The following is a 21608-nucleotide window of genomic DNA, read 5'->3' on the forward strand; positions in this document are numbered from 1 at the left end:
TGCCATTTCGTTTACTTTTGTTTTTTTGTGATTGATGTCATGCTTTTGACTTCTAATGAGATACCGTCGCCGATGACGGTCTGCTGGAGTCATTGCATGAAAATCAACTTCCCCTTATTAGCGCTGGCGATAGGCGCGTTTGGTATTGGTACCACGGAGTTTTCCCCGATGGGGCTGCTGCCGGTGATTGCCAAAGGCGTCGACGTGTCAATTCCGGCGGCGGGAATGCTGATCAGCGCTTATGCGATCGGCGTGATGGTCGGGGCGCCGCTGATGACTTTGCTGCTCTCTCATCGCGCGCGCAGAAATGCGCTGATTTTTCTGATGGCGATCTTCACGCTGGGTAACGTCCTCTCCTCAATGGCGCCGGATTACACCACGCTGCTGATTTCGCGCATTATCACCAGCCTTAACCACGGGGCTTTCTTCGGCCTCGGTTCGGTGGTGGCGGCGAGCGTGGTGCCCAAACACAAACAGGCCAGCGCGGTGGCGACCATGTTCATGGGGTTGACCATCGCGAATATTGGCGGCGTTCCGGCGGCGACATGGCTGGGCGAAACGATCGGCTGGCGGATGTCGTTCCTCGCGACGGCAGGTCTGGGGCTGGTGGCGATGGTTAGCCTGTGGTTTTCGTTGCCCAAAGGCAGCGCTGGCGAGCGCCCGAACGTTAAACAGGAGCTCTCCGTGTTGGTCCGTCCGCAGGTGCTCTCCGCGCTGCTGACCACCGTGCTGGGGGCAGGCGCCATGTTCACCCTCTATACCTATATTGCGCCGGTGCTGCACACCGTTACGCACGCCTCGCCGCTGTTCGTCACCGTCATGCTGGTGTTGATTGGCGTCGGCTTTTCGCTGGGTAACTACCTGGGCGGTAAGTTCGCCGACCGCTCCGTCTCCGGGACGCTGAAGGGTTTTCTGCTGCTGCTGATGGTTATCATGCTGGCAATTCCGCTGCTGGCGCAGACGCAGCTGGGGGCCGCTATCAGTATGGTGGTCTGGGGGGCGGCGACCTTCGCCGTGGTTCCGCCGCTGCAAATGCGGGTGATGCGCGTGGCCCATGAAGCGCCGGGGCTCTCTTCGTCAGTCAATATCGGGGCGTTTAATCTCGGCAATGCGCTGGGCGCGGCAGCCGGCGGCGCGGTGATTTCCGGCGGACTGGGCTATGCTTTTGTGCCGGTGATGGGGGCGATAATTGCCGGGGGGGCGCTGCTGCTGGTGCTGTTCGGCGGGCGTTCGCAGCCGGAAGAGGCGTTGGTCGGATAGCCGATGTATTCGCAGAAGGGTTGCCCCTTCTGCGTTCGCGTTTTAGGCCGCCAGATTGGCCGCGACAAACTTCCAGTTTACCAGCGCCCAGAAGTGCGCCAGGTAGTCAGGACGGGCGTTACGGTAGTCGATGTAATAGGCATGTTCCCAGACATCCACGGTCAGCAGCGGTTTGGCATCGCCGGTCAGCGGCGTGCCAGCGTTGCTGGTGGAGACAATGCTCAGGCTGCCATCGCTGTTTTTAACCAGCCATGTCCAGCCGGCACCAAAGTTCTTCGCCGCCGCGTCGGTAAACTTCGCTTTGAACTCTGCAAAGTTGCCGAAGGATTGATTGATAGCGGCTGCCAGCTCACCTTCCGGTTCGCCGCCCGCATTCGGTGCGAGGCAGTTCCAGTAGAAAGTATGGTTCCAGACCTGGGCCGCATTGTTAAAGATGCCGCCTTCAGAAGAGCGGACGATCGCTTCTAAAGATTGACCTTCAAACGCGGTGCCTTTGATCAGGTTGTTGAGGTTGGTGACATAGGCCTGGTGATGTTTACCGTAGTGGTATTCCAGGGTTTCTGCGGAAATGTGCGGCGCCAGGGCGTCTTTTGCATACGGTAATGCAGGTAATTCAAACGACATTGTTACTCTCCTTATAACTTCTTGTTTTTTAGCTCACATTCAAAGGATGTTTTACCATCCAGAACAGCATGTACTGTCCCTCGCCGCGGCGAGTGCGACAGGTTTTTATTGTGATCAGAATGCTAACACTTGCAGAAGGGAGTTAAAAGCCTTGCAATGATAAAGGGTATATTTAACAACCGCAGCCGGTTAAGCCTTAGCCGGACGGCAGGAGATCCCCTTGCCGCAGAGCCGGTTGAATGCTGTTGCTGCTAAAAGATAAAGTGATGACTGAAAAATCCATTTTGCAGAGGTCTGTGGTGTCTAATCCGCTACGAGCGGCCTTCGGCCTCGGATCATGGCGGCATGTCCTGGCATGAGATGAGCCTGGCGTTATAGCGAGAACAGTTGACCTGCCGCAGGCGCGGCAGGTGAGGTTCAGCGAATGGTTTTGGGGGTCATTACGCGGCGCGCGCCGACATAGTGGCGAATCCAGTAATCCTCGCTTAATGAGGTTATCTGGATATCGCGGCCGGTACGCGGCGACTGAATAAACTTGCCGTTGCCGACGTAAACGCCGACGTGATCGGCAGTGCCGCGCCCACGGGTGCGGAAGAAGACCAGATCGCCGCTTTGCAACTCGCCGCGGTCGACCGGACGGGCATCGCGCAGGTGATACATCTCATTAGCGGTGCGCGGAATGCGGATTTTTACCAGATCCTTATAGGCGTAGTACACCAGCCCACTGCAGTCGAAACCGGTACGTGGCGAGGTTCCGCCCCAGCGATACGGTTTGCCAATCTGGTCCATTAACTTCGACATGGCGGTGGTTTGCGCTTTCTGTACGCGGACTTTATGTGCATCCGCCAGCGTCAGAGGCGGTTCTTCCGCGACTGTTTTACAGCGTTTTTTGTAGCCTTTACGCACGACGCATTTGCTCTGCACGCTGGCCATAACCGGAGCCGGCTCGGCACCAGGCGCGATCGATTTGGCACACTGTTTTTTATACCCTTTACGCAAGACGCATTTTTTCGTGCCGACGGCGTGACGGTTCAGCGCTGTCTGGCTGGATTCTGTCGTGCGGGTAGGGTGTCTGGTGCGGGTGGCCGTTGAGGCTTTCTTGCTGGAGGTTTTGGTTGTGGACTTTGTTTTCTGACTGGTGGCTTTTTTCTTGCGTTCTGTGGTGCCTTTCGCCGCATGCGCTTTTGGCTTAGCGGAGGTGTGCGTATGCCCTGAAGCATGCGCCAGTGGTGTAAATGAGATAGATGTAAACAGTAATGCACAGAGCGAAATCGCGATTTTGTTTAGCCGCGCCACTGAGCAATCCCCTGATTAAATGACAGATATGTACCCATACCTGACGGTGAATGACAAAACCCAACGATTCTAAAGCATAAAAACCCGAAAAGTTAATACTCTTTTGTATCTAAAGTGTATATGAAAATTTTCCGTTTTTAATCAATGCATTATAATGGTCAATTCAAAATCATTCAAAACAAATTCATTACCCGACCTCGATCCTGTTCCACTCCCGACCCCTGTCATCACGATATTTTGCCGTCATAATACCAGACTTATGCCCTAGTAAATGCTGCGCAAAACTGTCTCCAGCCTGTTTTCCGTACAACCTTGTCGACAGGCTACGCAACTCATGAAAGCCTGGTGGTTCACCAGAAAAATCGAGTCCGGACAACTCACGGGTTTTCCTGAAATTACCTGATACTGTCGCTGGTGTCAGCACCTTTCCCGCAGGTGATGAGATAATGGTTTTCGCAGCCGACAGTTTACGGCACTCCTGCAATACCATTTCCAGCGAGATACCTAACTCATCAATTTTCAGCCCTGCCGGTATCGCCAGTTTTGCCCCGGTCTTTTTCTGCTCTACGTAAAGATACCCCTCCCGGACATCCTCCCAGCTCATAGCACATAAATCACTGACCCGCTGTCTTCTTTGTCGTTGCGTGGGTCACGATAGCTGTAATATCCGTCATTTCTGACATACAGATTAGGAGGTAGATCCCGTCTATCATGATTTCTTCTTCTTCCCACCAACTATTCTCCGTAACAGGTCGCCGGTTGGTTTTGATGGCTCAACCTTAATAGCCGTTTCCTGAAATAAATATTCCACACCGTCTTTCTTCGGCGCAGGATAAATCTTGCTTTCTCTCACCCATCGACGAACAGTTTCAAGGCTGCGTGGCCGTGGCTGCCTGGCGTTCCATTCTTTTAAGGTAATAAGGGCCATGTTCACCTCATTACCGGCCTGTAATGTAAATCAGGCCGGCTTAATAAATTGATAATTCGATATCAGGAAACCTGACCGGGTAAAGGGCGGAGCCGCCGGGCGCAGTGCATGGCCGTGGCTACGTAGCTGCATTTCCGGTTTACGACTTCGACAGTGATTTTTGAACCCTGAACGACGACTGTATAAATCCGTTTCGTCTTCTGCCATCTTCATGCAAATGCAGAGAGTTAGCAGAAGATCGGAATACTCATCAGTTGCTGCGCGCAAGACCGTAATGGACAGCGAGCCGGTTTATCAGTGTCAGTTCTATCACACCGATGCATCGGGTGAACTCGAATTTCATTGGGAGGATGTGCACCAGGATTTTTACGAGCAATGGGATTCGAAGCGTCGCGGCGACCGCAGAATGCTCTATCGCAACACGCAGCCAGCGCCGGAACGCGAGCAGGTGCGCCGTGAGCATTCCGAGTGGTCACAGGTAACCTTCGGGAATGTAGGACCTGTTGGCCCACTGAAGCATCTCTCGAAAGAGGCTTTAGAAGCGGCTGCCGAACCCGGCGACCTAAGCGAGCGGGCCGACATGCAGTTTCTGCTGTGGAATGCTCAGCGCCGTGCCGGTATCACTGACGAGCAGATTACCAGGGCGATGATCGAAAAACTGGTGGTGAACAAACAGCGCGAATGGCCGGAGCCGAAAGATGGGGAGCCGCGGTTGCATATCAGAGATAAGCCTGACGTTAGATGAAGAGAAATACTTAAACTTACTTCAAGCGTGATAGTCCGGCCAATAAACGCCGATTAATACTGCTATAGCAGACATTATCAACAAGCAGGATATCAGTAGCCTTGACTTAACTGATGGGTCTTTGTCCCCTCTTCGGTAATGTCTTATAAGTAGCAATGCAAACGACAAACTAATGGCTGAATGAGTATAGGCTAATTTCTCGGGTAAAAGCATGAAGATTTCCTTCCTTTGAATCCTATGACTTAGTCTTCAAATAGTTTAGAACATTTATGCGTCTGAGTTCTATACTGAATGTAATGAGGGATGTGATGTTCAATCAAGCCTTTGTAGTGGATTTTGAGGATTTCAAGGGGGGGGCGTGCATGCGCATTTAGAAGTTTTGGGAAGGGAGTAAAAACATTATCTGACGTAGAGTATAGTTTGGCACTTTTGATTTGTAAACCATCAGCGATGGCATAAGAGTGTTAATCCCATTCAGTTTGCAAGTGTTTTATTTTCTTCAGAACTAGATCGTGGACTTGCATGACTTGATTATGCCATGATAAGAAATAGTTAGAAGGTTATTTCAACTTATTACAGGTTGTAACTTATACAGTTTAGCATGTGAAGTAGGTGATGAATGATGGCGTATTTGGATTATTTTTTGAATTTTATTAAGAGCAACCCAGCATTGGCCATAGGTTTTAACATTGTGCTTCTGATTGTGTCTGGATTTTTTGCGCATATTATGTGCAAGTTCCTGTTAATTAAAGTTGTCAGGAAAGTGTTTTTTTCCAGTCATAAACAAGATGTTCCTCTTGAAAAAGATCGACGTATTGCTGAAAAGTTATCAAACTTCGTTCCTGTTATTATTGTATATTATGTTCTACAATTCATGCCAAATATGCCAGCATCATTGGTCACTGGCATAAATACAGTATGCGGAATCTTATTTTTCGTTTTTATGTCTGTCTTCTTTAATGAAATGCTAGATATCGTTAATGGTTCTTATTTAAGAAAAACAAAACGTAAAAATCATTCGATAAAAGGTTATATACAAATAGGTAAGATTTTAGTTCATATCATTGCGGCAATAATGATACTTGCCGTTATGTCAAACAAATCGCCTGCAATTATTATCTCGAGTCTGGGTGCTGTTGCTGCTGTGCTAATGCTAGTATTTCAGCATACGCTGCTTTCTCTTGTAGCCAACGTCCAGTTGTCATCAAATGACGTACTTCAACTCGGTGATTGGATTGAAATGCCAGATAAGAATTTGAGCGGGGAGGTTACCGATATTGCGTTACACACAATTACTATACGCAATTGGGATAATACGATTTCACGTATACCTACGAAAAATTTCTTAACAGAAACATATACTAACTGGCAGGCTATGTTTTCTTCTGGTGCTCGAAGGATAATGCGTAGTACTACAATAGATCAGCACTCGGTTACTTTTTTAACTCAGGAAATACTTGCACCAATACTTGCGATACGAGGTGTGAGTGAATCTCTCTCTAAGTTAATCGATGGGCGTGATGCAATGGGGATTGCGGACAGTTGGTTTATAGATAATGGACTGACAAATCTAACGTTATTTCGCCATTACATGATGGCCTATTTGGCTGAACGATCTGATATTATCAAGGATATGTATGTTGTAGTGAGAACATTAAAACCTTCAGCTTCGGGGATTCCACTGGAAATTTATTGCTTTACCACTTCAACACTGTGGGTGGATTACGAGAATACTCAATCAGAAATTTTTGAGTACATCACGGCTATTGTTGAAAAGTTCCATCTTCGTATATATCAGTATCCGGCAGGACATGATTTTTGGCATTCATCACCCGAAAATTGCATTCGTAAAAGCGAACATTTTAATGTTGATAGTTAGTTTTGACAAAGAGCTACACATTGATTTTTAAACTGCATGTAAATTCTCGGTAGTTGATTAAGATGGGTTACAGCCGGATCATCCGATCCGCGCTACATCGAAATGGCCAGGCAGAACGCCAAAAAATAACCTTTTCTCGTTTTGCAATTCTAAGGGAGGTAAAATGATTGATTTTGAACGTATGGCAGCAGAACAAAATCTTGTGGATATTATTCTCTTCCTGGTAAGAAAGGAGAACGGCTATGGTTATCCTCAAATGGATCTTTTTTTCAGTCGTCACAAGTTTTCAGTCATAGAAAATGGGGCGTTCATGAGGACTTTTGAACAGATGCGATTAAAAGGAGAAGTTGAATGGGGTGAGAAAATGCTGGTTAAAAAAGGCCCTAACTGGAAAGAGCCAAAATTCGTGGCTGAGAAAAAATACGGTATTGAATAGACTTAACACATGGCTACCTTAATTTTAATTTCGAGTGGGGAAGTGCAGATGAGGGAAAGTAATGCTAGATCTTGAAAGTATTTATAAAAATGAAAGTGTGGAAGATGTTCTTCTGCATTTCGCTCTACGAACACCATATCCGAGCATAGACAGGATGTACGTGAATTACAAATTTGAAGTCATTGAGCATGGCGAATTACTGCGAACTCATCAACGATTATTTGACGAAGGAAAATTAAAAAAAACAGGGAGGCCACTTCCAGAAAAAGGTCCAAACTGGAAAGAGCCGAAATTCGTAACTGAGAAAAAATACGGTATTGAATAGACTTAACTCATTATAACTACAAGAATTTATGCTGGTTTTTTGCAATTGATTTCCCATAATCATGTCGTCGGAGCCTGAACAACTCCGGTGACTTCTGCGCTTTGAGGGGACTCAAAGTGAAAATGACAATCAGGATACCTTTCAACCAGTTACAGATGCAGAAATGCATCTGCGTTTTATTACATTCAGTGCTTTACCTCTTTGGAGGTGAAGCGTGAAACAACAATTCTGCCTCATCAACGACAAAGTTAAGCGTAACGTCGTCAACTTCATCCAGTCTCTACCTGTCGATCACCGATCGCCGCTGATTATCGAGGCGCGCGAAGAAAGCCGCACCGATAAGCAGAATCGCCTCATGTGGCCACTTTTGAAAGACCTGAGCGATCAGGTTATCTGGTACGGCGAAAAACTGGAGCCAGTGGAGTGGAAAGACCTCATCACCGTACCGGTAAGCCAGATGCAAAATCCGGAGTGCGAGCAGAAATACGCCCGGGGTATCAACGGCGGCCGCGTCTACTTCGTCGTTCGTTCCTCTCAATTCAGCAAGCGCTACATGGTCGAGGCTATCGAAGCGATCTACTGGTTCGGCACCGAGCACAATGTGAAGTTCAGCGAAAAGTCCAGTAGTCGATGACGAACTGCGCCTGATGCATGCAGAAGGTGTGCTCAGAACGCTGGCCATATGGAAAAAAGAAGGACGGGTAAAAGCATGAGCATGAACAGGGATATTCGTGATATCCGCCTGGGCAGCAGCCAGCGTCATATACTGACGACTCAGGGGTATCAGGTTCTGCCTGAGCTCATCAATTTTCGCCATGATCTGGCGCCAGGAGTCCAGCGGTTGACCTGCACGATCGGGAACAATGGCAGCGGGCCCGTTGGCCAACTCATCCAGACGTTTGGCGTTATCGAGTAGCACAGCAGGCGACGTGCTCCCCAGTGGCGGATTAAAGGCCATGTTTTTGCTCCAAAAAAAGCATTCGCCTAAACGAGGGTTTGTGCGAAATGTCGGAGATTTTTACAATCAGCAATTTCAAGTAGTTATAAAGTGCTGATTGGCTATGCTCGGGTGTCCACCGGGGATCAAAACCTCGATTTACAGAAAAACGCGCTGATCCGCGCAGAATGTGAACAGATATTCGAAGACACAGCGAGCGGGAAGAATGCCCGCCGCCCGGGATTAAAGCGTGCACTGCGGCGACTCCGCCCGGGTGATGTGCTGGTGGTCTGGAAACTTGATCGGCTGGGGCGTAGCGTGCGCGACCTGATCACATTGGTATCGGAACTACAACAGCGTGGGGGGAATTTCCGAAGCCTGACCGACTCGATAGACACATCAACGGCAGCCGGGCGCTTCTTCTTCCACGTTATGAGCGCGTTGGCGGAGATGGAGCGCGAACTGATTGTAGAGCGGACTCGTGCAGGGCTGGCGGCGAGAGAGCAGGGGCGCACAGGTGGGCGCCGGCGGGTAATGACTCCTGATGTTGTGGAACGCTGCCGTAGGATGATGGAGAACGGAGCTACCCGGCAGCTGGTTGCAGATGTGATCGGGGTCGGAGTGAAGACGATTTACAAATATTTCCCTGCGGGATAAGGATGCCTATAAACAGGTCACAAAGGTATCTTAAGTGATTGATAAATAGTGAATGGGTGGATTTTCCCCTATAACTCCAGACTGATCGACTCTCTTATTTAGGCCTGCCGACGTCGCAGATTTTCCCGCGGCGAACGGTAGCCTAACGCACTGTGCGGATGCCATTCTCCCGATAGTCATTAATTTAAGGTGGGTCGAAGTGCCCGGCGATCTATGGGGCCAGTCTAAGAGATACCGCTTTTACACGGGCAAAGTGATATTTTTAAGGCAACTTCTGAGCACAGAAGATAAAATATAATGAGTGAAAAAAATGTTATTATCCGTCCTGCGTTCAGGACGCTACAATGACAAATTACTGCCGTATAGAAGTTAAGGAAGCATGACAATGAGCACGACTGTAGAAAAAATCCAACGTCAAATCGCTGAAAACCCGATCCTGCTGTACATGAAAGGGTCTCCGAAACTGCCAAGCTGTGGTTTTTCCGCTCAGGCTGTACAGGCGCTGTCTGCATGCGGCGAGCGTTTTGCCTACGTTGACATCCTGCAAAACCCGGATATCCGCGCGGAACTGCCGAAATATGCGAACTGGCCGACCTTCCCGCAGCTGTGGGTTGATGGCGAGCTGGTTGGCGGTTGCGACATCGTGATTGAAATGTATCAGCGCGGCGAGCTGCAGCAGCTGATCAAAGAAACGGCGGCAAAGCACAAGGCCGACGAACCGAAAGCTGAATAAGCCTGCTGCCAGTAAAAAAGCGACTTCCTGTGAAGTCGCTTTTTTTGTCTCTTATTCTTCTTGTCCGGCAAGCGGTAATGGCCAGCCGCCAAGACGTTTCCAGCGGTTGACGATTTCGCAAAACAGCTGCGCCGTCTGCTCGGTATCGTACAGCGCAGAGTGCGCCTTGGCACCATCAAACGCCATCCCGGCGGCCAGGCAGGCTTTGGACAGCACCGTCTGACCGAGCGCCAGTCCGCTCAGCGCCGCGGTATCAAACGTCACGAACGGGTGAAACGGATTACGTTTCAGTCCGGCGCGTTCGGCGGCGGCCATCGTAAAGGTGAGATCGAACGTCGCGTTGTGGGCCACCATGATGGCACGATTACAATCGTGGTCCTTAATCCCCTTGCGGACCATTTTAAAAATGGCGTGCAGGGCGTCGTATTCGCTCACCGCGCCGCGCTCAGGGTCATGCGGATTGATGCCGTTAAAGGCCAACGCTTCAGGCTGCAGATTGGCGCCTTCGAAAGGTTCAACATGAAAATGCAACGTCTCGTCCGGCATCAACCAGCCTTGCTCATCCATTTTCAACGTAATGGCGGCTATCTCAAGCAGGGCATCGGTTTTAGCATTAAACCCGGCGGTTTCTACATCAATCACCACGGGGTAGAAACCACGAAAACGGTCGCACAGACCATTAAGTTGAACGTTCTCGGACATCAGATTCTCTTAACTGGAAAAAAGTAGCGCGCATTATGGCAAATTTTGCCGTGCCTTGCAGCAGGAAGGGGAAAAACAGCGGGCGCCGATAAGCGCCCGAAGCAGGTTAGTTGCCAAGACCTTTGCCAGCGTCTTTCTCTTCAATCAGTTCAATTTTGTAGCCGTCCGGATCTTCAACGAAAGCGATAACCGTGGTACCGCCTTTCACCGGGCCCGCTTCGCGGGTGACGTTGCCGCCGTTCTGGCGAATACGCTCGCAGGCTTCGGCGGCGTTATCCACGCTCAGCGCGATATGACCGTAAGCGCTGCCGAGGTCGTATTGGTCAACGCCCCAGTTATAGGTCAGCTCGATAACTGCCGTCTCGCTTTCCTCGCCGTAGCCCACGAAGGCCAGCGAGTATTTGTACTCGGGGTTTTCGCTGGTACGCAGCAGCTTCATGCCCAGCACGTTGGTGTAAAACTCAATAGAACGTTGCAGGTCGCCAACGCGCAGCATGGTGTGAAGTAAGCGCATAGTTTTTATACTCCTTGTTTACAGCCCCTTAGCAGAGACCGTATGTGCAATTGTCAGAATAGCGTAACAAAACGGACAAGGCGTTTCATACCCCTGAGCACTATATCGTAAAAAGGCCGCCATTTCAGGCGGCCCTTACGCGGCTCTTTCTTATCCGGCGGGATTACAACGTCGGGTAATCGGTATAGCCTTCCGCACCGCCGCCGTAAAAACTTTCAGGGCGCTGCGGGTTCAGCGCGGCTTTATGCTGCAGACGTGCGACCAGATCGGGGTTGGCGATATAGTCACGACCAAAGGCCACCGCATCGATTAAGCCTTTGCCAATCAGCTCGTTGGCTTTTTCTACTGTGTAGGCGCCGGCGCCGATAATCGTGCCCGGGAAGCGATCGCGCACTTTCTGACGGAACGCGTCGCTGTACGGCTGGCCGCCGGCCCAGTCCGGCTCGGACATGTGCAGATAGGCAATGCCGCGTTTGGCGAGTTCTTCAATCAGATACAGCGCATCGGCTTCTTCGTTCGGGCCATTATCGACATTCTGGAAACTACCGATTGGCGAGACGCGAATCCCGATACGGTCGGCGCTCCACTCTTTGCTGACGGCATCCACCACTTCCAGTACCAGACGCGCGCGGTTTTCAACGCTGCCGCCGTAGCGATCGCTACGCTGGTTAGAAGAAGGAGACAGGAACTGATGCAGCAGGTAGCCGTGCGCAGAGTGCAGCTCCACAAGGTCAAAGCCGGCATCGCGGGCATTGCCTACCGCCTGGCGGAAATCATCGACGATCCCCGGAATTTCATCGAGCTCCAGCGCGCGGGGCATCGAGGTATCGGCGCGCATAGCGTGACCATGCTCATCGCGCAGGGAGGTACGGGTGCCCGCACTGATAGCAGAAGGCGCGACCGGCGCTTCGCCGCCGGGCTGCAGGGAGTGATGGGAAATACGACCGGTGTGCCACAGCTGCACGGCGATACGGCCATGTTCAGCGTGAACGCCGGCGGTGATTTTCTGCCATGCCGCGATCTGTTCCGGGCTGTGCAGACCTGGGGCGCCGGCATAGCCTTTTGCCTGGGCTGAAATCTGCGTGGCTTCGGAGATGATCAGTCCGGAGCTGGCACGTTGACGATAGTACTCTGCCATTAACGGCGTCGGGATATCGCCGGGTTCGATACTGCGCAGGCGCGTCAGCGGAGCCATGAATACGCGGTTAGGTACGGTTATGGCACCGACTTTCAGTGGGGAAAACAGTTTTGATTCGGACATAATGACTCCTGAGTAGACCGGTCGTCTCGTAATTCGTTAAATAAAAACGCCTGTTAAACGCCAGGCGCTGCAATAATCTGTCTGACATGGGCAAGGGCGCTTTCCAGCGGCATTGCGCTGCGGGTAATCTTGGCCTGCAGATTGGCCCCCAGCCACAGGGAGTAAAGCACCTGGGAGAGGGTAAAGGCATCGCCATTAAATGTCAGGCTGCCTTCCCGGCGGCCCTTTTCCAGCGCTTCGCCCAGCAAAGTAATAATCTGGCTGGCGCCTTTGTTCATCTCTTCGCGCATGGATTCAGACAAATCGCACACTTCAGCGGAGAGCTTCACCGTCAGGCAACCGCTGATTACGCCCTGCTGGCAAAACTGCGCCAGGGTATGCTGGTAGTAAGCCAGCAGGCGGTCGCGATAATTCCCTTCGCCGTGAGCAAAATGGTCAACCAGGCGGCGGATATAGCCAGCATAGTGATATTCAAGCAGCGCGACGCCGTAAGCTTCTTTAGAGCGAAAATAGTGGTAGAAAGAACCTTTCGGCACTTCCGCTATTTTCAGCAGCTCGCTCAGGCCCATTCCGGTAAAACCGCGGTGCATGCACAGCTGTTCACCGGTTGCCAGAATATGTTCGCGGGTATCGTATTCGCTATGTTTGTTCATGCGCTCACTGTAATAGACCGATTGGTCTAATGCAAGCACAAAAAATGTCGCCTGCGGCAGGGGACTGAATAACAAAAGTTGCCAGATGGCGTTGAAACGTCTTCAATAAAAGACACAGAGAAGTCGCCGGAGGCGTGGAGTGGCAGAGCAGCTGGAGTTTTTCCCGGTACAAAGTCCGTGCCGGGGAATTTGTCAGTCAGATGAACGTGGATTTTGTCGCGGTTGCTTTCGTAGCCGTGAAGAGCGTTTTCACTGGCAAACAATGAGCGATGCTCAGAAGCAGGATGTGCTGCGCCTGTGCCGTCAGCGTCTGTTGCGCAAATTACGCGCGAATAAGCCGCAGGCCGAGGAAGAACCACAGCAGCCTTCACTGTTTTAATGGCAAAATTGCGTATACTCAACACACTTTTTTGTTGAGGACGTTGTTATGGTTCAGCGTATTGCTATGGCTCCACAGGGGCCGGAATTTTCGCGTTTTGTAATGGGTTACTGGCGTTTGATGGACTGGAATATGTCCGTGAACGAGCGGGTCAGTTTTATTGAGCAGCACCTGGATCTGGGGGTGACTACCGTCGATCACGCGGATATTTACGGCAATTATCAGTGCGAAGCGGCCTTTGGCGAAGCGCTGAAGCAGGCCCCGCATCTGCGTAGCCGCATGGAAATCGTCAGCAAATGTGGCATTGCCACTAAAGCCCGCGCCGAAAACACCATCGGCCACTATATCACCGATCGCGATCATATCGTCTTAAGCGCCGAGCAGTCCTTGCGCAATCTGGCGACCGACCATCTTGATTTGCTGCTGATCCACCGCCCGGATCCGTTAATGGATGCGGATGAGGTGGCGGAAGCTTTCCTCGCCCTGCATCACAGCGGTAAAGTTCGCCACTTTGGCGTCTCCAACTTTACGCCGGCGCAGTTTACGCTGCTGCAATCGCGCCTGCCGTTTACGCTGGCCACCAACCAGGTTGAAATCTCTCCGGTACACCAGCCGCTGCTGCTGGATGGCACCCTGGATCAGCTCCAGCAGTTGCGTATCCGGCCGATGGCCTGGTCCTGCCTCGGCGGCGGGCGTTTGTTCAATGATGAAAGCTTCCAGCCGCTGCGCGATGAGCTGGCGCAGGTAGCTCAGGAGCTGAATGCTGAGAGCATTGAGCAGGTGGTTTATGCGTGGATCCTGCGTCTGCCGTCGCAGCCGTTGCCAATCATCGGTTCCGGTAAAATCGAGCGCGTGCGTTCTGCCGTAGTGGCCGAAAAGCTGAATATGTCCCGTCAGCAGTGGTTCCGCATCCGCAAAGCCGCGCTGGGTTACGACGTACCATAATCCTCCCACCGCCTCCACAATGGTCGTCTCTGGTTTACACTTATCAGGGACAGAGCCATTCTGGAGGTGTTATGCAACGATGTATCCTTGCAATACTGACTTTAGCGATCTCAGCGGGCGCGCAGGCGGCCAGCGAAAACGTGGATCTCAATCTGGTTACCAGCCAAAGCGTGGGCCAGGCCATTGGCAGCGTTAAAATCAGCGAGACCGCAAAGGGGCTGGAATTTACCCCTGATCTCAAAGCGCTACCGCCGGGTCGACATGGTTTTCACATTCATGCTAACGGTAGCTGCCAACCGGCGATGAAAGACGGTAAGGCCGTCGCCGCCGGTGCCGCCGGCGGACATTACGACCCGCAGCAGACCGGGAAACATGAGGGGCCTGAGGGGCGCGGGCATCTGGGCGACCTGCCGGTACTGCTCGTCAACAGCGACGGGAAAGCCACCCAGCCGGTGGTGGCGCCGCGGCTTAAAACGCTGGCTGAGGTGCGGGGAAAAGCCCTGATGGTTCATGTCGGTGGAGACAATATGTCCGACAGTCCGCAGCCCCTCGGCGGAGGCGGCGAACGTTTTGCCTGCGGGGTGATTAAGTAGCTCTTTCGGTTATCGTCCCGATCGCAGGTGCCTGCTCAAGCTGGGACAGGGCGCAATACAGCCGCCAGATCACGGCAGCCAGCTCTTTTGCCGCCGGCTGGTGGTGATGGTTCAGGGTGTCGCAAATTCGCTGTAGCTCCTGCAATGTTGCGGCCAGCGGACGTTGCTGGACGCCGCGTTCGCTCATGACATCCCGAAGCAGGCTGATACATAAATCCCGGACCTGCGAGAGCGGGTCAGAACGGGTTTCCCACTCGCGAAGCTGCCAGACCACATGTGAACAGTTAAGCAGCACCACGCCCCAGCGCAGCAGCCAGCGGCGCGCCAGGGCATCCTGGCTGTTGCTTAACTGACTGATGTGATGGTAGACCAGCGATTCGAACTCGTGTTCGCTATGCTGCGGACGGCGGCTCAGCTGATCGACAAAGTGACGGCGTAACGCTTTTATGTGGCGGCGGCTCTTGCGCGCATCGGAGCCGGGGCTGATCACCGCAAAAGCAAGCCAGGCAAAGCCGACGCCGATGATTTTTCCCAGATTATCGTTGAGAAAAGAGGCAAAGTCGTACACCGGCGGGTTGGTCACCGAAATAAACGACCCCATGAAGACAATCAATTGTCCCCACAGACCCGCCAGCTTTGGCATTTGCAGCTTGAGCAGTTGCATGGTGGTCAGTAGCGGGAAAAGGAACAGCAGGAACTGCCACAGGTCGGTTATCTGCACCATCAGGCCGAATTTCACCCCGAAGCTGAATATCGACAGCAATATCAGCGTCCGCATCAGCAGGCTCAGTGATTTGAACGGCGAGGGTGAGACCGAATAAAGTACGCAGCAAATTGCCGCCAGGGTGAGCGCGGCGGCGCAGGACTGCCATTGGGTGCTGATACCCCATGCCCCCACCGCCACCAGCGCGCAGAAGGTTCTGATACCGTTCCATAACGCTTCGGCCTGATCGGTATAGCGAGCTAATGCCGGGGCGGAAGGAACATTAAATTCGGCAATTGCCGAGGCGTTCTCCACGCGGCGGAGCCAGCGACTGCTGTCCAGATACAGGCGGCAAAAGTAGCGCAGGCGCTTCCAGAAAGCGAGATGGCGATAGTCGGCATCGGCGGGAGGTGCCAGCGGGGCGATTATCCGGGCGACAGCGTAAAAATCGGCCCGGGGGTTGGCCAGCGCGATAAGCAGCGTTTCCAGGACTGCGCGGGTCTGTGCCGGCGCGGCTGGCCAGTTAAGCAACATCCGGCGCAGGCTGGAGATTACGCTGGTCAGCCGCAGCTGCCGGTGGAGTAAATAGTTCAGCAGCGGATTCTGACGACGAAAACGGTAATGACTCCAGAAGGCCTGAATACGCAGCAGGTTCATGGTCAGGATTTGCCCGATCACGCTTTCGTGGGCGGTGCGAATGGCATCGCTGGTTTCCGGTACCCACAGCAGACTGGCGTGCTCAAGCAGGCGAGCATGCATATTTTTCAATGCCGTCAGCAGCGTGGCGCCATCCGACGTACTGGGCATGATCATCATCATCAGCCCGCCGCACAGGATACCGACGATAACCTCGCAAACCCGCGATTGGGCGATAGTCCATAGCTCATTGGCGTCGGTAACGTTGATAACCGGAAAGGCGATAATGGCGCAGGTATAGCCGGCGAGCTGGAAGGCGTAGGCCACGTTGTTGGTATACATTGCGCAGGCCCAGGTGCAGAGCGAAATCCATGCCGAAATGCTGAATAAAAACAGCCAGGGATCGTTTAGCGTATGCCCGGCGAGCAGGAGCGCGGCGCAGGCGCCGAGCAGGCTTCCGGCGATGCGCCCGAAGCTCTTACTGATAACGCCGCCTACTGTCGGGAAACTGACGACAGCGGCGGAGGTCATCGCCCAGTAGGGCTCATCAAGATCCAGCCAGTAGGCAATACTCAGCGCGAGACACATCGCAATACCGTTACGCAGGGCATAGCGCCACTGCGCACGGCTGGCTTTAATCCAGGGAAGCGCCTGCCACGACGGGACCAGCCGTTTCATCAGGGGGCGCCAATCGAGACGGTGCAGGTGGTCCCGGAAACCAGGGTTATATCCGCAGGTAAGTCGTTTAACGCGATACGCACCGGTACGCGCTGGGCCAGACGCACCCACGGGATATTCGGCTTGATATTCGCGACCAGGCTGTTACCGCTTTCAATGCTCTGGTCGACGATCGCTCGGCCGATACTGGATACGTGACCCTGTAACGTTTGTTTGCTGCTGTATAACACTATCTGCGCAGGATCGCCGGCGCGAATATGCCGCAGCTTAGTTTCTTCAAAATAACCAATGACATAAAATGAATTGCTATCGACAAGGGCGAAAACCGGATGGCCCGCGGAAGCGTAGTCGCCCACGCGGGTCGTTAAGTTTGTCACCCAGCCGTCTACCGGCGATTTCACTGCCGTCTGGTCAAGCTGCCATTGCGCGTGCTCGAGACTGGCCTGTGCCACGCCGACCACCGCTTTGGCGGCCGCAAGAGTGGTGGTGGCGCTATTCAGTGCGGTATTCACGCTTTCCAGATCTTCGGCGGAGATGGCCTCTGGCGAAAGACGACGACGACGACGGGCGTCACTGGCCGCTTTTGTTTGCTCCGCTTGCGCTTTGGCCATTTCTGCTTTCGCTTTCGCCAGCTGCGCTTCGGCGTTGAGAGCGGCAATCCGATAGGGAGTGTCATCGATCCTGAACAGCACGTCGCCTGCTTTGACCAGCTGGTTATCGCGAACGTTTAGCTGGAGGATGCTGCCTGAGACCTGCGGCGTAATGCTGACTTGCTCGGCGCGTACTTTGCCATCCCGGGTCCAGGGGGATTGCGTGTAATAATTCCAGACCAGCCAGGCGGCAATAATCGCAAGTGCGGCGACCAATAGCGTCGAGAGATATTTAAGTTTTTTCATGTCGTGAACATTACCAGGCAGTCAGTAAAACCAGAGCCAGACATACGGAGAGTGCAAACAGGGACAGATCCATCAGCAAGGGATGCCAGATATCGCCGGCATACATCCAGTCGCGCAACTGGCGATGAATAACCAGCCAGATAAAAAATCCCAGCAGCACGGCTTTAAACAGGGGAGGAAAGTAAATTGACGCACCGAATACCAGATCCTGCAGCGCCAGTCCGGAAGTGTTAAGACTCAGTTTCACAAGCAAAAATCCTTTGCCATTGCAGGGAGAATGTTCATAGCATGCTACTATTACACATTGTAAATCATTGTGTTGAATTTGGTGTATCAGGTAATTCATTTGTTTTGATTATTCAAATGCTGCACACTATTGTAAAATCAGTATAATAACTTAGCAAGCTAATTATAAGGAGATGAAATTGGAATCGCCACTTGGTTCTGATCTGGCACGTTTAGTGCGCGTCTGGCGCGCGCTGATCGACCATCGCCTGAAACCTCTGGAGTTAACGCAGACGCATTGGGTCACGCTGCATAATATTCATCAGCTGCCTCCTGAGCAGTCGCAGATTCAACTGGCGAAAGCTATTGGTATCGAGCAACCCTCACTGGTGCGTACGCTGGATCAGCTGGAAGAGAAAGGCCTCATTTCTCGCCAGACTTGTGCAAACGACCGGCGCGCGAAACGAATCAGGTTAACGGAAAAAGCGGAGCCGCTGATCAACGAAATGGAAGAGGTGATCGGCAAGACGCGAGATGAAATTCTGTCTGGCGTATCGGCAGAAGAAGTCGCAACGCTGCTCAGTTTAGTGCGTAAACTGGAAAAAAATATCCTCGATCTTCAGGAAAAAGATTAATTTATTCAGGGCCCTGAGTATTCAAGGCCCTTTTTTATTTACTCGTGCCAGATAACCACCCGATTACGCTCGCCTTTTTTGGCCTCATACATTGCCGCGTCCGCTCGCCTTACGCACTCGACGATCGCCGACAGGGGCCGGGAAACCGAGGTTTTCTCGAGTTGGGCGGCGAGCGTGTCATAAAAGTAGCTGCGGTTGTATAGCCGGGTCAGCGGGTCACGGATCGAATTTTGGGAAGAGTTCAGGTATTTGTTTTTGGATTCCCGATACAGACTGAATACATCGCACAATAAAATGAAAAACATAAACAACGTGCTGATGACTTCAAAAAAACGTGCATGATACCAGGCGTACTCGGTGTCGTTTTCAGATAACAATAAAAAAGCCAGCGTAAAAATATACGCAGCACAAAAAAAACACCGTGCGGGTGAGTTTTGGACTATGGCGAAAGTAATATAAAATAATCGTCGCGTTAAACAGCATCATCATATTACGGAAGCTGTAAAAAATCAGCGCAGCGTTAGCGTTAGCAAACAGATTCGAATCACACAGGAACCACCCGGGATAGCAGCTCAACGTTCCGAACATCAGCTATGATGAACCGGCGAACGCACTGGCAATCGGAATCAGATACAGACGCTTTCTATTGCACCAGGACTTCATCATCATGAAACTGGAAACCGTAATGTGCAGAATTAATAAAAAATAGTCATCGCGGGAAAAAAAGGAATTAAACGTAGGGATACGACTAATTAATGATGAGGAGAGCATGTGTATTACGCCAATAGCCATAATACAAATGACGGAGTACACAAAAAACCGTTTTGCTAAGCGGCTGCGATTAACAGTCATAAGTTTCATCCTTGTAAAGACTTTATATAAAGCGGTTCTGTCCGACGTAAGGTCATTCATAAAATAATACAATAACGCGGATGCTAAATATTGCGCAAACGCAAGAGAGAACCAGAAGGAGGGATGGATGCGACAGTGCGGTTTTTTAGCGAGTATCCGCCAACGTCTTCATATCAAGCCATTGGTTGAAGAGTACGGCCCGGGAAGGCCGTACTGATAAGAAAAAGCTTAACGCGGGGAGACGGTAACCTGACTGCCGCTGCCGGCAATCGCCACGCGCTGGCCGACAGAGAACGGGGTGTTACCCTGTTTCTGCACCACCATGATGGTATTGCCGTCGTCTTTACGGATTTCCAGCTCAACGCCCTGAGTTTTGTTCATCGCACCCTGTACGCCCTGGCCAGCGACGCCGCCGGCGACTGCGCCTGCTGCGGTTGCCAGAGAACGGCCAGTACCGCCGCCGATGGTGTTACCGAGGAAACCGCCGAGCACCGCACCACCGATAGCACCGATAGCATTGCTGTCATCACCGCTCTGGATCTGAACGGCACGGGTATGAACAATGGTCCCGTAGGTGACGCTTTGCACCTGTTTGGCTTCCGATGCGGAGTAAACGTCTCCGGAGAGGCCGCTGCTGCTCACGCAACCTGCAAGCGATAAACCAATCATCGAGACAGCCAAAACACGTAAAATCATTTATGAATCTCCTTCACCGAATAGTGTTCTGTTGAACGTCCATGCGTTCAATTATATGGCATTTCATCGTCGGCTGGCAGACCTCCGGCATGGACTATACAAAAAATAATAATCCGCACCTCTTCAACTTAACATAAACATACGTTCTTTGCGTCATGCGCAATCTTTCGCGCTTTAATGTTAATAAACGTTAGTGCAACGTAGCATTGCGCTCTTCTTTATGATGGAGTGTGAGGCATACGAAAGTCATGGAATGAAGGAAGGCGTATGAAATCAGGTCACTTTATCGGCGTAATGTCCGGAACCAGCCTTGATGGTATTGATGTGGTTCTGGCGGCAATCAACGAAAGCGTAGTGGCGCAGCAGGCCAGTCTGTCGTACCCCATTCCGGTGGCAATAAAAGAGGATATTCTGGCTATCTGCCAGGGACAAACGCTGACGTTATCCCGGCTCGGTCAACTGGATACGCGTCTCGGGCGCTTATTTGCCGATGCCGTACTGGCTCTTATGCGTCAGGAAAATGTGCAGCCGGCGGACATTGTCGCCATCGGTTGTCATGGACAAACGGTATGGCACGAACCGACTGGCGACGCGTCGAATACGCTGCAAATCGGTGATAACAACCAGATAGCCGCCCATACCGGCGTGACGGTGGTGGGCGATTTCCGGCGTCGTGATATGGCGCTTGGCGGTCAGGGAGCGCCGCTGGTGCCCGCTTTCCACCAGGCGCTGTTGGCGCATCCCGTCGAACGGCGAATGGTGCTTAATATCGGCGGGATTGCCAACCTGTCGCTATTGGCGCCGGGCGTGCCGGTCCGCGGCTATGACACCGGACCTGGCAATATGCTGATGGATGCGTGGATCTGGCGCCAGTGTGGAAAACCCTACGATAAAGACGCGCAGTGGGCCAGCGAGGGCAAGGTGCTGCTGCCGTTGTTACAAAACATGCTCAGCGACCCGTGGTTTGCGCTACCGGCGCCGAAAAGTACCGGACGCGAATATTTCAACTACGGCTGGCTGGAGCGCCATCTGGCCCGCTTCCCTGGGCTGCGGGCGCAGGATGTGCAGGCGACTCTGGCTGAGCTGACGGCGGTGACCATCGCGGAGCAGGTGCTGCTGAGCGGCGGCTGCGAACGCCTGCTGGTGTGCGGCGGCGGGGCGCGTAATCCGCTGCTGATGGCGCGGCTGGCGGCGCTGTTGCCGGGAACGGAGGTTTCCACGACCGATGCGGCGGGAATCAGCGGCGATGATATGGAAGCGCTGGCGTTCGCCTGGCTGGCGTGGCGAACGATGTCCGGGCTTCCCGGCAATCTCCCCTCGGTCACCGGCGCGTCTGAGGCCACCGTGCTGGGGGCTATTTTCCCCGCAAACCGACCGCAGAATCAGAGTTAACTGAAACACCTGTTTTTTATTAGCCGGT

Annotated in this window: 26 protein-coding genes and 6 pseudogenes; 14 read left to right on the forward strand and 18 right to left on the reverse strand. The window is 52.4% G+C overall.

Translation table 11 applies throughout. The annotated features are described in order from the left end of the window. The first annotated feature begins 96 nt into the window (after nucleotides 1-96). Nucleotides 97-1260 carry an MFS transporter gene (locus tag Electrica_RS11045; protein ID WP_141964477.1) on the forward strand — a complete coding sequence of 388 codons (1164 nt, stop codon included), beginning with the start codon at nucleotides 97-99 and terminating at the stop codon, nucleotides 1258-1260. 42 nt (nucleotides 1261-1302) lie between these two features. Here the strand turns inward: Electrica_RS11045 and sodB are convergent, their stop codons facing one another. The 6 genes and pseudogenes from sodB to Electrica_RS11080 form a co-directional block, all read right to left on the reverse strand. After that, entirely contained in the window at nucleotides 1303-1884 is a 582-nt protein-coding gene (sodB, locus tag Electrica_RS11050) for a superoxide dismutase [Fe] (RefSeq protein ID WP_141964478.1), read from the reverse strand. 417 nt (nucleotides 1885-2301) lie between these two features. After that, nucleotides 2302-3180: a C40 family peptidase gene (locus tag Electrica_RS11060; RefSeq protein ID WP_141964479.1), complete on the reverse strand. Its 879-nt coding sequence runs from the start codon at nucleotides 3178-3180 to the stop codon at nucleotides 2302-2304. A gap of 187 nt (nucleotides 3181-3367) precedes the next feature. Further along, nucleotides 3368-3784: a tyrosine-type recombinase/integrase gene (locus tag Electrica_RS11065; RefSeq protein WP_131047991.1), complete on the reverse strand. Its 417-nt coding sequence runs from the start codon at nucleotides 3782-3784 to the stop codon at nucleotides 3368-3370. After that, nucleotides 3781-3912: a phage integrase Arm DNA-binding domain-containing protein gene (locus tag Electrica_RS29270; protein ID WP_160704758.1), complete on the reverse strand. Its 132-nt coding sequence runs from the start codon at nucleotides 3910-3912 to the stop codon at nucleotides 3781-3783. The genes Electrica_RS11065 and Electrica_RS29270 overlap by 4 nt, the downstream gene beginning before the upstream one ends. Next, on the reverse strand, nucleotides 3890-4108 hold the full coding sequence (locus Electrica_RS11075; RefSeq protein WP_141964480.1) for an excisionase: 219 nt from the start codon (nucleotides 4106-4108) through the stop codon (nucleotides 3890-3892). Before Electrica_RS11075 ends, Electrica_RS29270 begins: the two co-directional genes overlap by 23 nt. A gap of 62 nt (nucleotides 4109-4170) precedes the next feature. Continuing rightward, nucleotides 4171-4311 (reverse strand): annotated as a pseudogene (locus Electrica_RS11080) (DUF4060 family protein); the annotation flags it as partial. A gap of 206 nt (nucleotides 4312-4517) precedes the next feature. Between Electrica_RS11080 and Electrica_RS11085 the strand changes: the two are divergent. The 6 genes and pseudogenes from Electrica_RS11085 to Electrica_RS28845 form a co-directional block, all read left to right on the forward strand. Beyond that, nucleotides 4518-4841: pseudogene (locus Electrica_RS11085) on the forward strand (DUF550 domain-containing protein); the annotation flags it as partial. Between the two features lie 634 nt (nucleotides 4842-5475). Next, a complete protein-coding gene (locus tag Electrica_RS29445; protein WP_100683657.1) occupies nucleotides 5476-6732 on the forward strand; it encodes a mechanosensitive ion channel family protein in 1257 nt (418 codons plus the stop codon). 163 nt (nucleotides 6733-6895) lie between these two features. Next, entirely contained in the window at nucleotides 6896-7168 is a 273-nt protein-coding gene (locus tag Electrica_RS11095; protein WP_141964481.1) for a hypothetical protein, read from the forward strand. Nucleotides 7169-7229: 61 nt separating this feature from the next. Continuing rightward, nucleotides 7230-7493, forward strand: coding sequence for an immunity protein (locus tag Electrica_RS11100; RefSeq protein WP_100683659.1), 264 nt, complete (start codon nucleotides 7230-7232; stop codon nucleotides 7491-7493). 214 nt (nucleotides 7494-7707) lie between these two features. Further along, nucleotides 7708-8127, forward strand: a complete 420-nt coding sequence (locus Electrica_RS11105; protein ID WP_141964482.1) for a recombination protein NinB — start codon at nucleotides 7708-7710, stop codon at nucleotides 8125-8127. Next, nucleotides 8126-8206, forward strand: a pseudogene (locus Electrica_RS28845) (DUF1364 domain-containing protein); the annotation flags it as partial. The gene Electrica_RS11105 and the pseudogene Electrica_RS28845, both read left to right, overlap by 2 nt. On the opposite strand, the pseudogene Electrica_RS28850 reads toward Electrica_RS28845, so the two are convergent. Next, nucleotides 8191-8451, reverse strand: a pseudogene (locus Electrica_RS28850) (hypothetical protein); the annotation flags it as partial. The pseudogenes Electrica_RS28845 and Electrica_RS28850 sit on opposite strands and share 16 nt — an antisense overlap. A gap of 90 nt (nucleotides 8452-8541) precedes the next feature. On the opposite strand from Electrica_RS28850, the gene Electrica_RS11120 reads away from it, so the two are divergent. Together Electrica_RS11120 and grxD are read left to right on the forward strand one after the other, a co-directional pair. Beyond that, nucleotides 8542-9087 carry a recombinase family protein gene (locus Electrica_RS11120; protein ID WP_141964483.1) on the forward strand — a complete coding sequence of 182 codons (546 nt, stop codon included), beginning with the start codon at nucleotides 8542-8544 and terminating at the stop codon, nucleotides 9085-9087. 385 nt (nucleotides 9088-9472) lie between these two features. Continuing rightward, nucleotides 9473-9820 carry a monothiol glutaredoxin 4 gene (grxD, locus tag Electrica_RS11125; protein WP_131047997.1) on the forward strand — a complete coding sequence of 116 codons (348 nt, stop codon included), beginning with the start codon at nucleotides 9473-9475 and terminating at the stop codon, nucleotides 9818-9820. 51 nt (nucleotides 9821-9871) lie between these two features. Here the strand turns inward: grxD and rnt are convergent, their stop codons facing one another. The 4 genes from rnt to Electrica_RS11145 all read right to left on the reverse strand — a co-directional run bounded on the left by rnt (nucleotide 9872) and on the right by Electrica_RS11145 (nucleotide 12950). Further along, the gene (rnt, locus tag Electrica_RS11130) at nucleotides 9872-10522 is read right to left on the reverse strand and encodes a ribonuclease T (protein ID WP_100683662.1); all 651 of its coding nucleotides are present in this window, start codon (nucleotides 10520-10522) and stop codon (nucleotides 9872-9874) included. 106 nt (nucleotides 10523-10628) lie between these two features. After that, a complete protein-coding gene (gene gloA / locus Electrica_RS11135; RefSeq protein WP_100683663.1) occupies nucleotides 10629-11036 on the reverse strand; it encodes a lactoylglutathione lyase in 408 nt (135 codons plus the stop codon). Nucleotides 11037-11199: 163 nt separating this feature from the next. After that, complete coding sequence (gene nemA, locus Electrica_RS11140) at nucleotides 11200-12297, reverse strand: alkene reductase (protein ID WP_141964484.1); 1098 nt, start codon at nucleotides 12295-12297, stop codon at nucleotides 11200-11202. Nucleotides 12298-12350: 53 nt separating this feature from the next. Further along, nucleotides 12351-12950 (reverse strand): TetR/AcrR family transcriptional regulator, encoded by a 600-nt coding sequence (locus Electrica_RS11145; protein WP_142255874.1) that lies wholly within the window; start codon nucleotides 12948-12950, stop codon nucleotides 12351-12353. A 139-nt stretch (nucleotides 12951-13089) separates the two neighbouring features. Here Electrica_RS11145 and Electrica_RS11150 point away from each other — a divergent pair, with 139 nt between their 5' ends. The 3 genes from Electrica_RS11150 (at nucleotide 13090) to sodC (ending at nucleotide 14867) form a co-directional block, all read left to right on the forward strand. Then, nucleotides 13090-13329 (forward strand): DUF1289 domain-containing protein, encoded by a 240-nt coding sequence (locus tag Electrica_RS11150; protein ID WP_032687394.1) that lies wholly within the window; start codon nucleotides 13090-13092, stop codon nucleotides 13327-13329. Nucleotides 13330-13377: 48 nt separating this feature from the next. Continuing rightward, nucleotides 13378-14274, forward strand: a complete 897-nt coding sequence (locus tag Electrica_RS11155; protein ID WP_141964485.1) for an aldo/keto reductase — start codon at nucleotides 13378-13380, stop codon at nucleotides 14272-14274. A gap of 71 nt (nucleotides 14275-14345) precedes the next feature. Next, a complete protein-coding gene (gene sodC / locus Electrica_RS11160) occupies nucleotides 14346-14867 on the forward strand; it encodes a superoxide dismutase [Cu-Zn] SodC (RefSeq protein WP_141964486.1) in 522 nt (173 codons plus the stop codon). Here the strand turns inward: sodC and Electrica_RS11165 are convergent. The 3 genes from Electrica_RS11165 to Electrica_RS11175 are packed head-to-tail and all read right to left on the reverse strand — an operon-like array spanning nucleotide 14860 to nucleotide 18027. Next, nucleotides 14860-16884: an FUSC family protein gene (locus Electrica_RS11165; protein ID WP_141964487.1), complete on the reverse strand. Its 2025-nt coding sequence runs from the start codon at nucleotides 16882-16884 to the stop codon at nucleotides 14860-14862. The two genes, sodC and Electrica_RS11165, sit on opposite strands and share 8 nt — an antisense overlap. Next, a complete protein-coding gene (locus Electrica_RS11170) occupies nucleotides 16884-17780 on the reverse strand; it encodes an efflux RND transporter periplasmic adaptor subunit (protein ID WP_141964488.1) in 897 nt (298 codons plus the stop codon). Before Electrica_RS11170 ends, Electrica_RS11165 begins: the two co-directional genes overlap by 1 nt. A gap of 10 nt (nucleotides 17781-17790) precedes the next feature. Beyond that, nucleotides 17791-18027 (reverse strand): DUF1656 domain-containing protein, encoded by a 237-nt coding sequence (locus Electrica_RS11175; RefSeq protein WP_004862692.1) that lies wholly within the window; start codon nucleotides 18025-18027, stop codon nucleotides 17791-17793. A 172-nt stretch (nucleotides 18028-18199) separates the two neighbouring features. Between Electrica_RS11175 and slyA the strand changes: the two genes are divergently transcribed. After that, nucleotides 18200-18640: a transcriptional regulator SlyA gene (gene slyA, locus Electrica_RS11180; protein ID WP_131048003.1), complete on the forward strand. Its 441-nt coding sequence runs from the start codon at nucleotides 18200-18202 to the stop codon at nucleotides 18638-18640. A 38-nt stretch (nucleotides 18641-18678) separates the two neighbouring features. Here slyA and Electrica_RS29275 read toward each other — a convergent pair whose 3' ends face one another. The 4 genes and pseudogenes from Electrica_RS29275 to slyB form a co-directional block, all read right to left on the reverse strand. Continuing rightward, nucleotides 18679-18945, reverse strand: coding sequence for a hypothetical protein (locus Electrica_RS29275; protein ID WP_407081268.1), 267 nt, complete (start codon nucleotides 18943-18945; stop codon nucleotides 18679-18681). A gap of 12 nt (nucleotides 18946-18957) precedes the next feature. Further along, nucleotides 18958-19017: pseudogene (locus Electrica_RS29280) on the reverse strand (hypothetical protein); the annotation flags it as partial. Then, nucleotides 19007-19552 (reverse strand): annotated as a pseudogene (locus tag Electrica_RS29285) (MASE4 domain-containing protein). The pseudogenes Electrica_RS29280 and Electrica_RS29285, both read right to left, overlap by 11 nt. 168 nt (nucleotides 19553-19720) lie before the next feature. After that, a complete protein-coding gene (gene slyB, locus Electrica_RS11190) occupies nucleotides 19721-20188 on the reverse strand; it encodes an outer membrane lipoprotein SlyB (protein WP_100683670.1) in 468 nt (155 codons plus the stop codon). A gap of 267 nt (nucleotides 20189-20455) precedes the next feature. On the opposite strand from slyB, the gene anmK reads away from it, so the two are divergent. Further along, complete coding sequence (gene anmK / locus Electrica_RS11195; protein ID WP_141964489.1) at nucleotides 20456-21580, forward strand: anhydro-N-acetylmuramic acid kinase; 1125 nt, start codon at nucleotides 20456-20458, stop codon at nucleotides 21578-21580. Nucleotides 21581-21608 lie beyond the last annotated feature (28 nt).

This window comes from Klebsiella electrica (assembly GCF_006711645.1).
Classification (GTDB): domain Bacteria; phylum Pseudomonadota; class Gammaproteobacteria; order Enterobacterales; family Enterobacteriaceae; genus Klebsiella; species Klebsiella electrica.

What these genes read in the sequence shown, in the direction of transcription:
- grxD (WP_131047997.1), top strand. Translation starts at nt 9,473, where the DNA reads ATGAGCACGACTGTAGAAAAAATCCAACGTCAAATCGCTGAAAACCCG.
- rnt (WP_100683662.1), bottom strand. Translation starts at nt 10,522, where the DNA reads ATGTCCGAGAACGTTCAACTTAATGGTCTGTGCGACCGTTTTCGTGGT.
- Electrica_RS29445 (WP_100683657.1), top strand. Translation starts at nt 5,476, where the DNA reads ATGGCGTATTTGGATTATTTTTTGAATTTTATTAAGAGCAACCCAGCA.
- nemA (WP_141964484.1), bottom strand. Translation starts at nt 12,297, where the DNA reads ATGTCCGAATCAAAACTGTTTTCCCCACTGAAAGTCGGTGCCATAACC.
- Electrica_RS29275 (WP_407081268.1), bottom strand. Translation starts at nt 18,945, where the DNA reads ATGTTTTTCATTTTATTGTGCGATGTATTCAGTCTGTATCGGGAATCC.
- sodB (WP_141964478.1), bottom strand. Translation starts at nt 1,884, where the DNA reads ATGTCGTTTGAATTACCTGCATTACCGTATGCAAAAGACGCCCTGGCG.
- slyA (WP_131048003.1), top strand. Translation starts at nt 18,200, where the DNA reads ATGAAATTGGAATCGCCACTTGGTTCTGATCTGGCACGTTTAGTGCGC.
- gloA (WP_100683663.1), bottom strand. Translation starts at nt 11,036, where the DNA reads ATGCGCTTACTTCACACCATGCTGCGCGTTGGCGACCTGCAACGTTCT.
- Electrica_RS11145 (WP_142255874.1), bottom strand. Translation starts at nt 12,950, where the DNA reads ATGAACAAACATAGCGAATACGATACCCGCGAACATATTCTGGCAACC.
- sodC (WP_141964486.1), top strand. Translation starts at nt 14,346, where the DNA reads ATGCAACGATGTATCCTTGCAATACTGACTTTAGCGATCTCAGCGGGC.
- slyB (WP_100683670.1), bottom strand. Translation starts at nt 20,188, where the DNA reads ATGATTTTACGTGTTTTGGCTGTCTCGATGATTGGTTTATCGCTTGCA.
- anmK (WP_141964489.1), top strand. Translation starts at nt 20,456, where the DNA reads ATGAAATCAGGTCACTTTATCGGCGTAATGTCCGGAACCAGCCTTGAT.
- Electrica_RS11045 (WP_141964477.1), top strand. Translation starts at nt 97, where the DNA reads ATGAAAATCAACTTCCCCTTATTAGCGCTGGCGATAGGCGCGTTTGGT.
- Electrica_RS11155 (WP_141964485.1), top strand. Translation starts at nt 13,378, where the DNA reads ATGGTTCAGCGTATTGCTATGGCTCCACAGGGGCCGGAATTTTCGCGT.
- Electrica_RS11065 (WP_131047991.1), bottom strand. Translation starts at nt 3,784, where the DNA reads ATGAGCTGGGAGGATGTCCGGGAGGGGTATCTTTACGTAGAGCAGAAA.
- Electrica_RS11100 (WP_100683659.1), top strand. Translation starts at nt 7,230, where the DNA reads ATGCTAGATCTTGAAAGTATTTATAAAAATGAAAGTGTGGAAGATGTT.
- Electrica_RS11075 (WP_141964480.1), bottom strand. Translation starts at nt 4,108, where the DNA reads ATGGCCCTTATTACCTTAAAAGAATGGAACGCCAGGCAGCCACGGCCA.
- Electrica_RS11170 (WP_141964488.1), bottom strand. Translation starts at nt 17,780, where the DNA reads ATGAAAAAACTTAAATATCTCTCGACGCTATTGGTCGCCGCACTTGCG.
- Electrica_RS11165 (WP_141964487.1), bottom strand. Translation starts at nt 16,884, where the DNA reads ATGAAACGGCTGGTCCCGTCGTGGCAGGCGCTTCCCTGGATTAAAGCC.
- Electrica_RS11095 (WP_141964481.1), top strand. Translation starts at nt 6,896, where the DNA reads ATGATTGATTTTGAACGTATGGCAGCAGAACAAAATCTTGTGGATATT.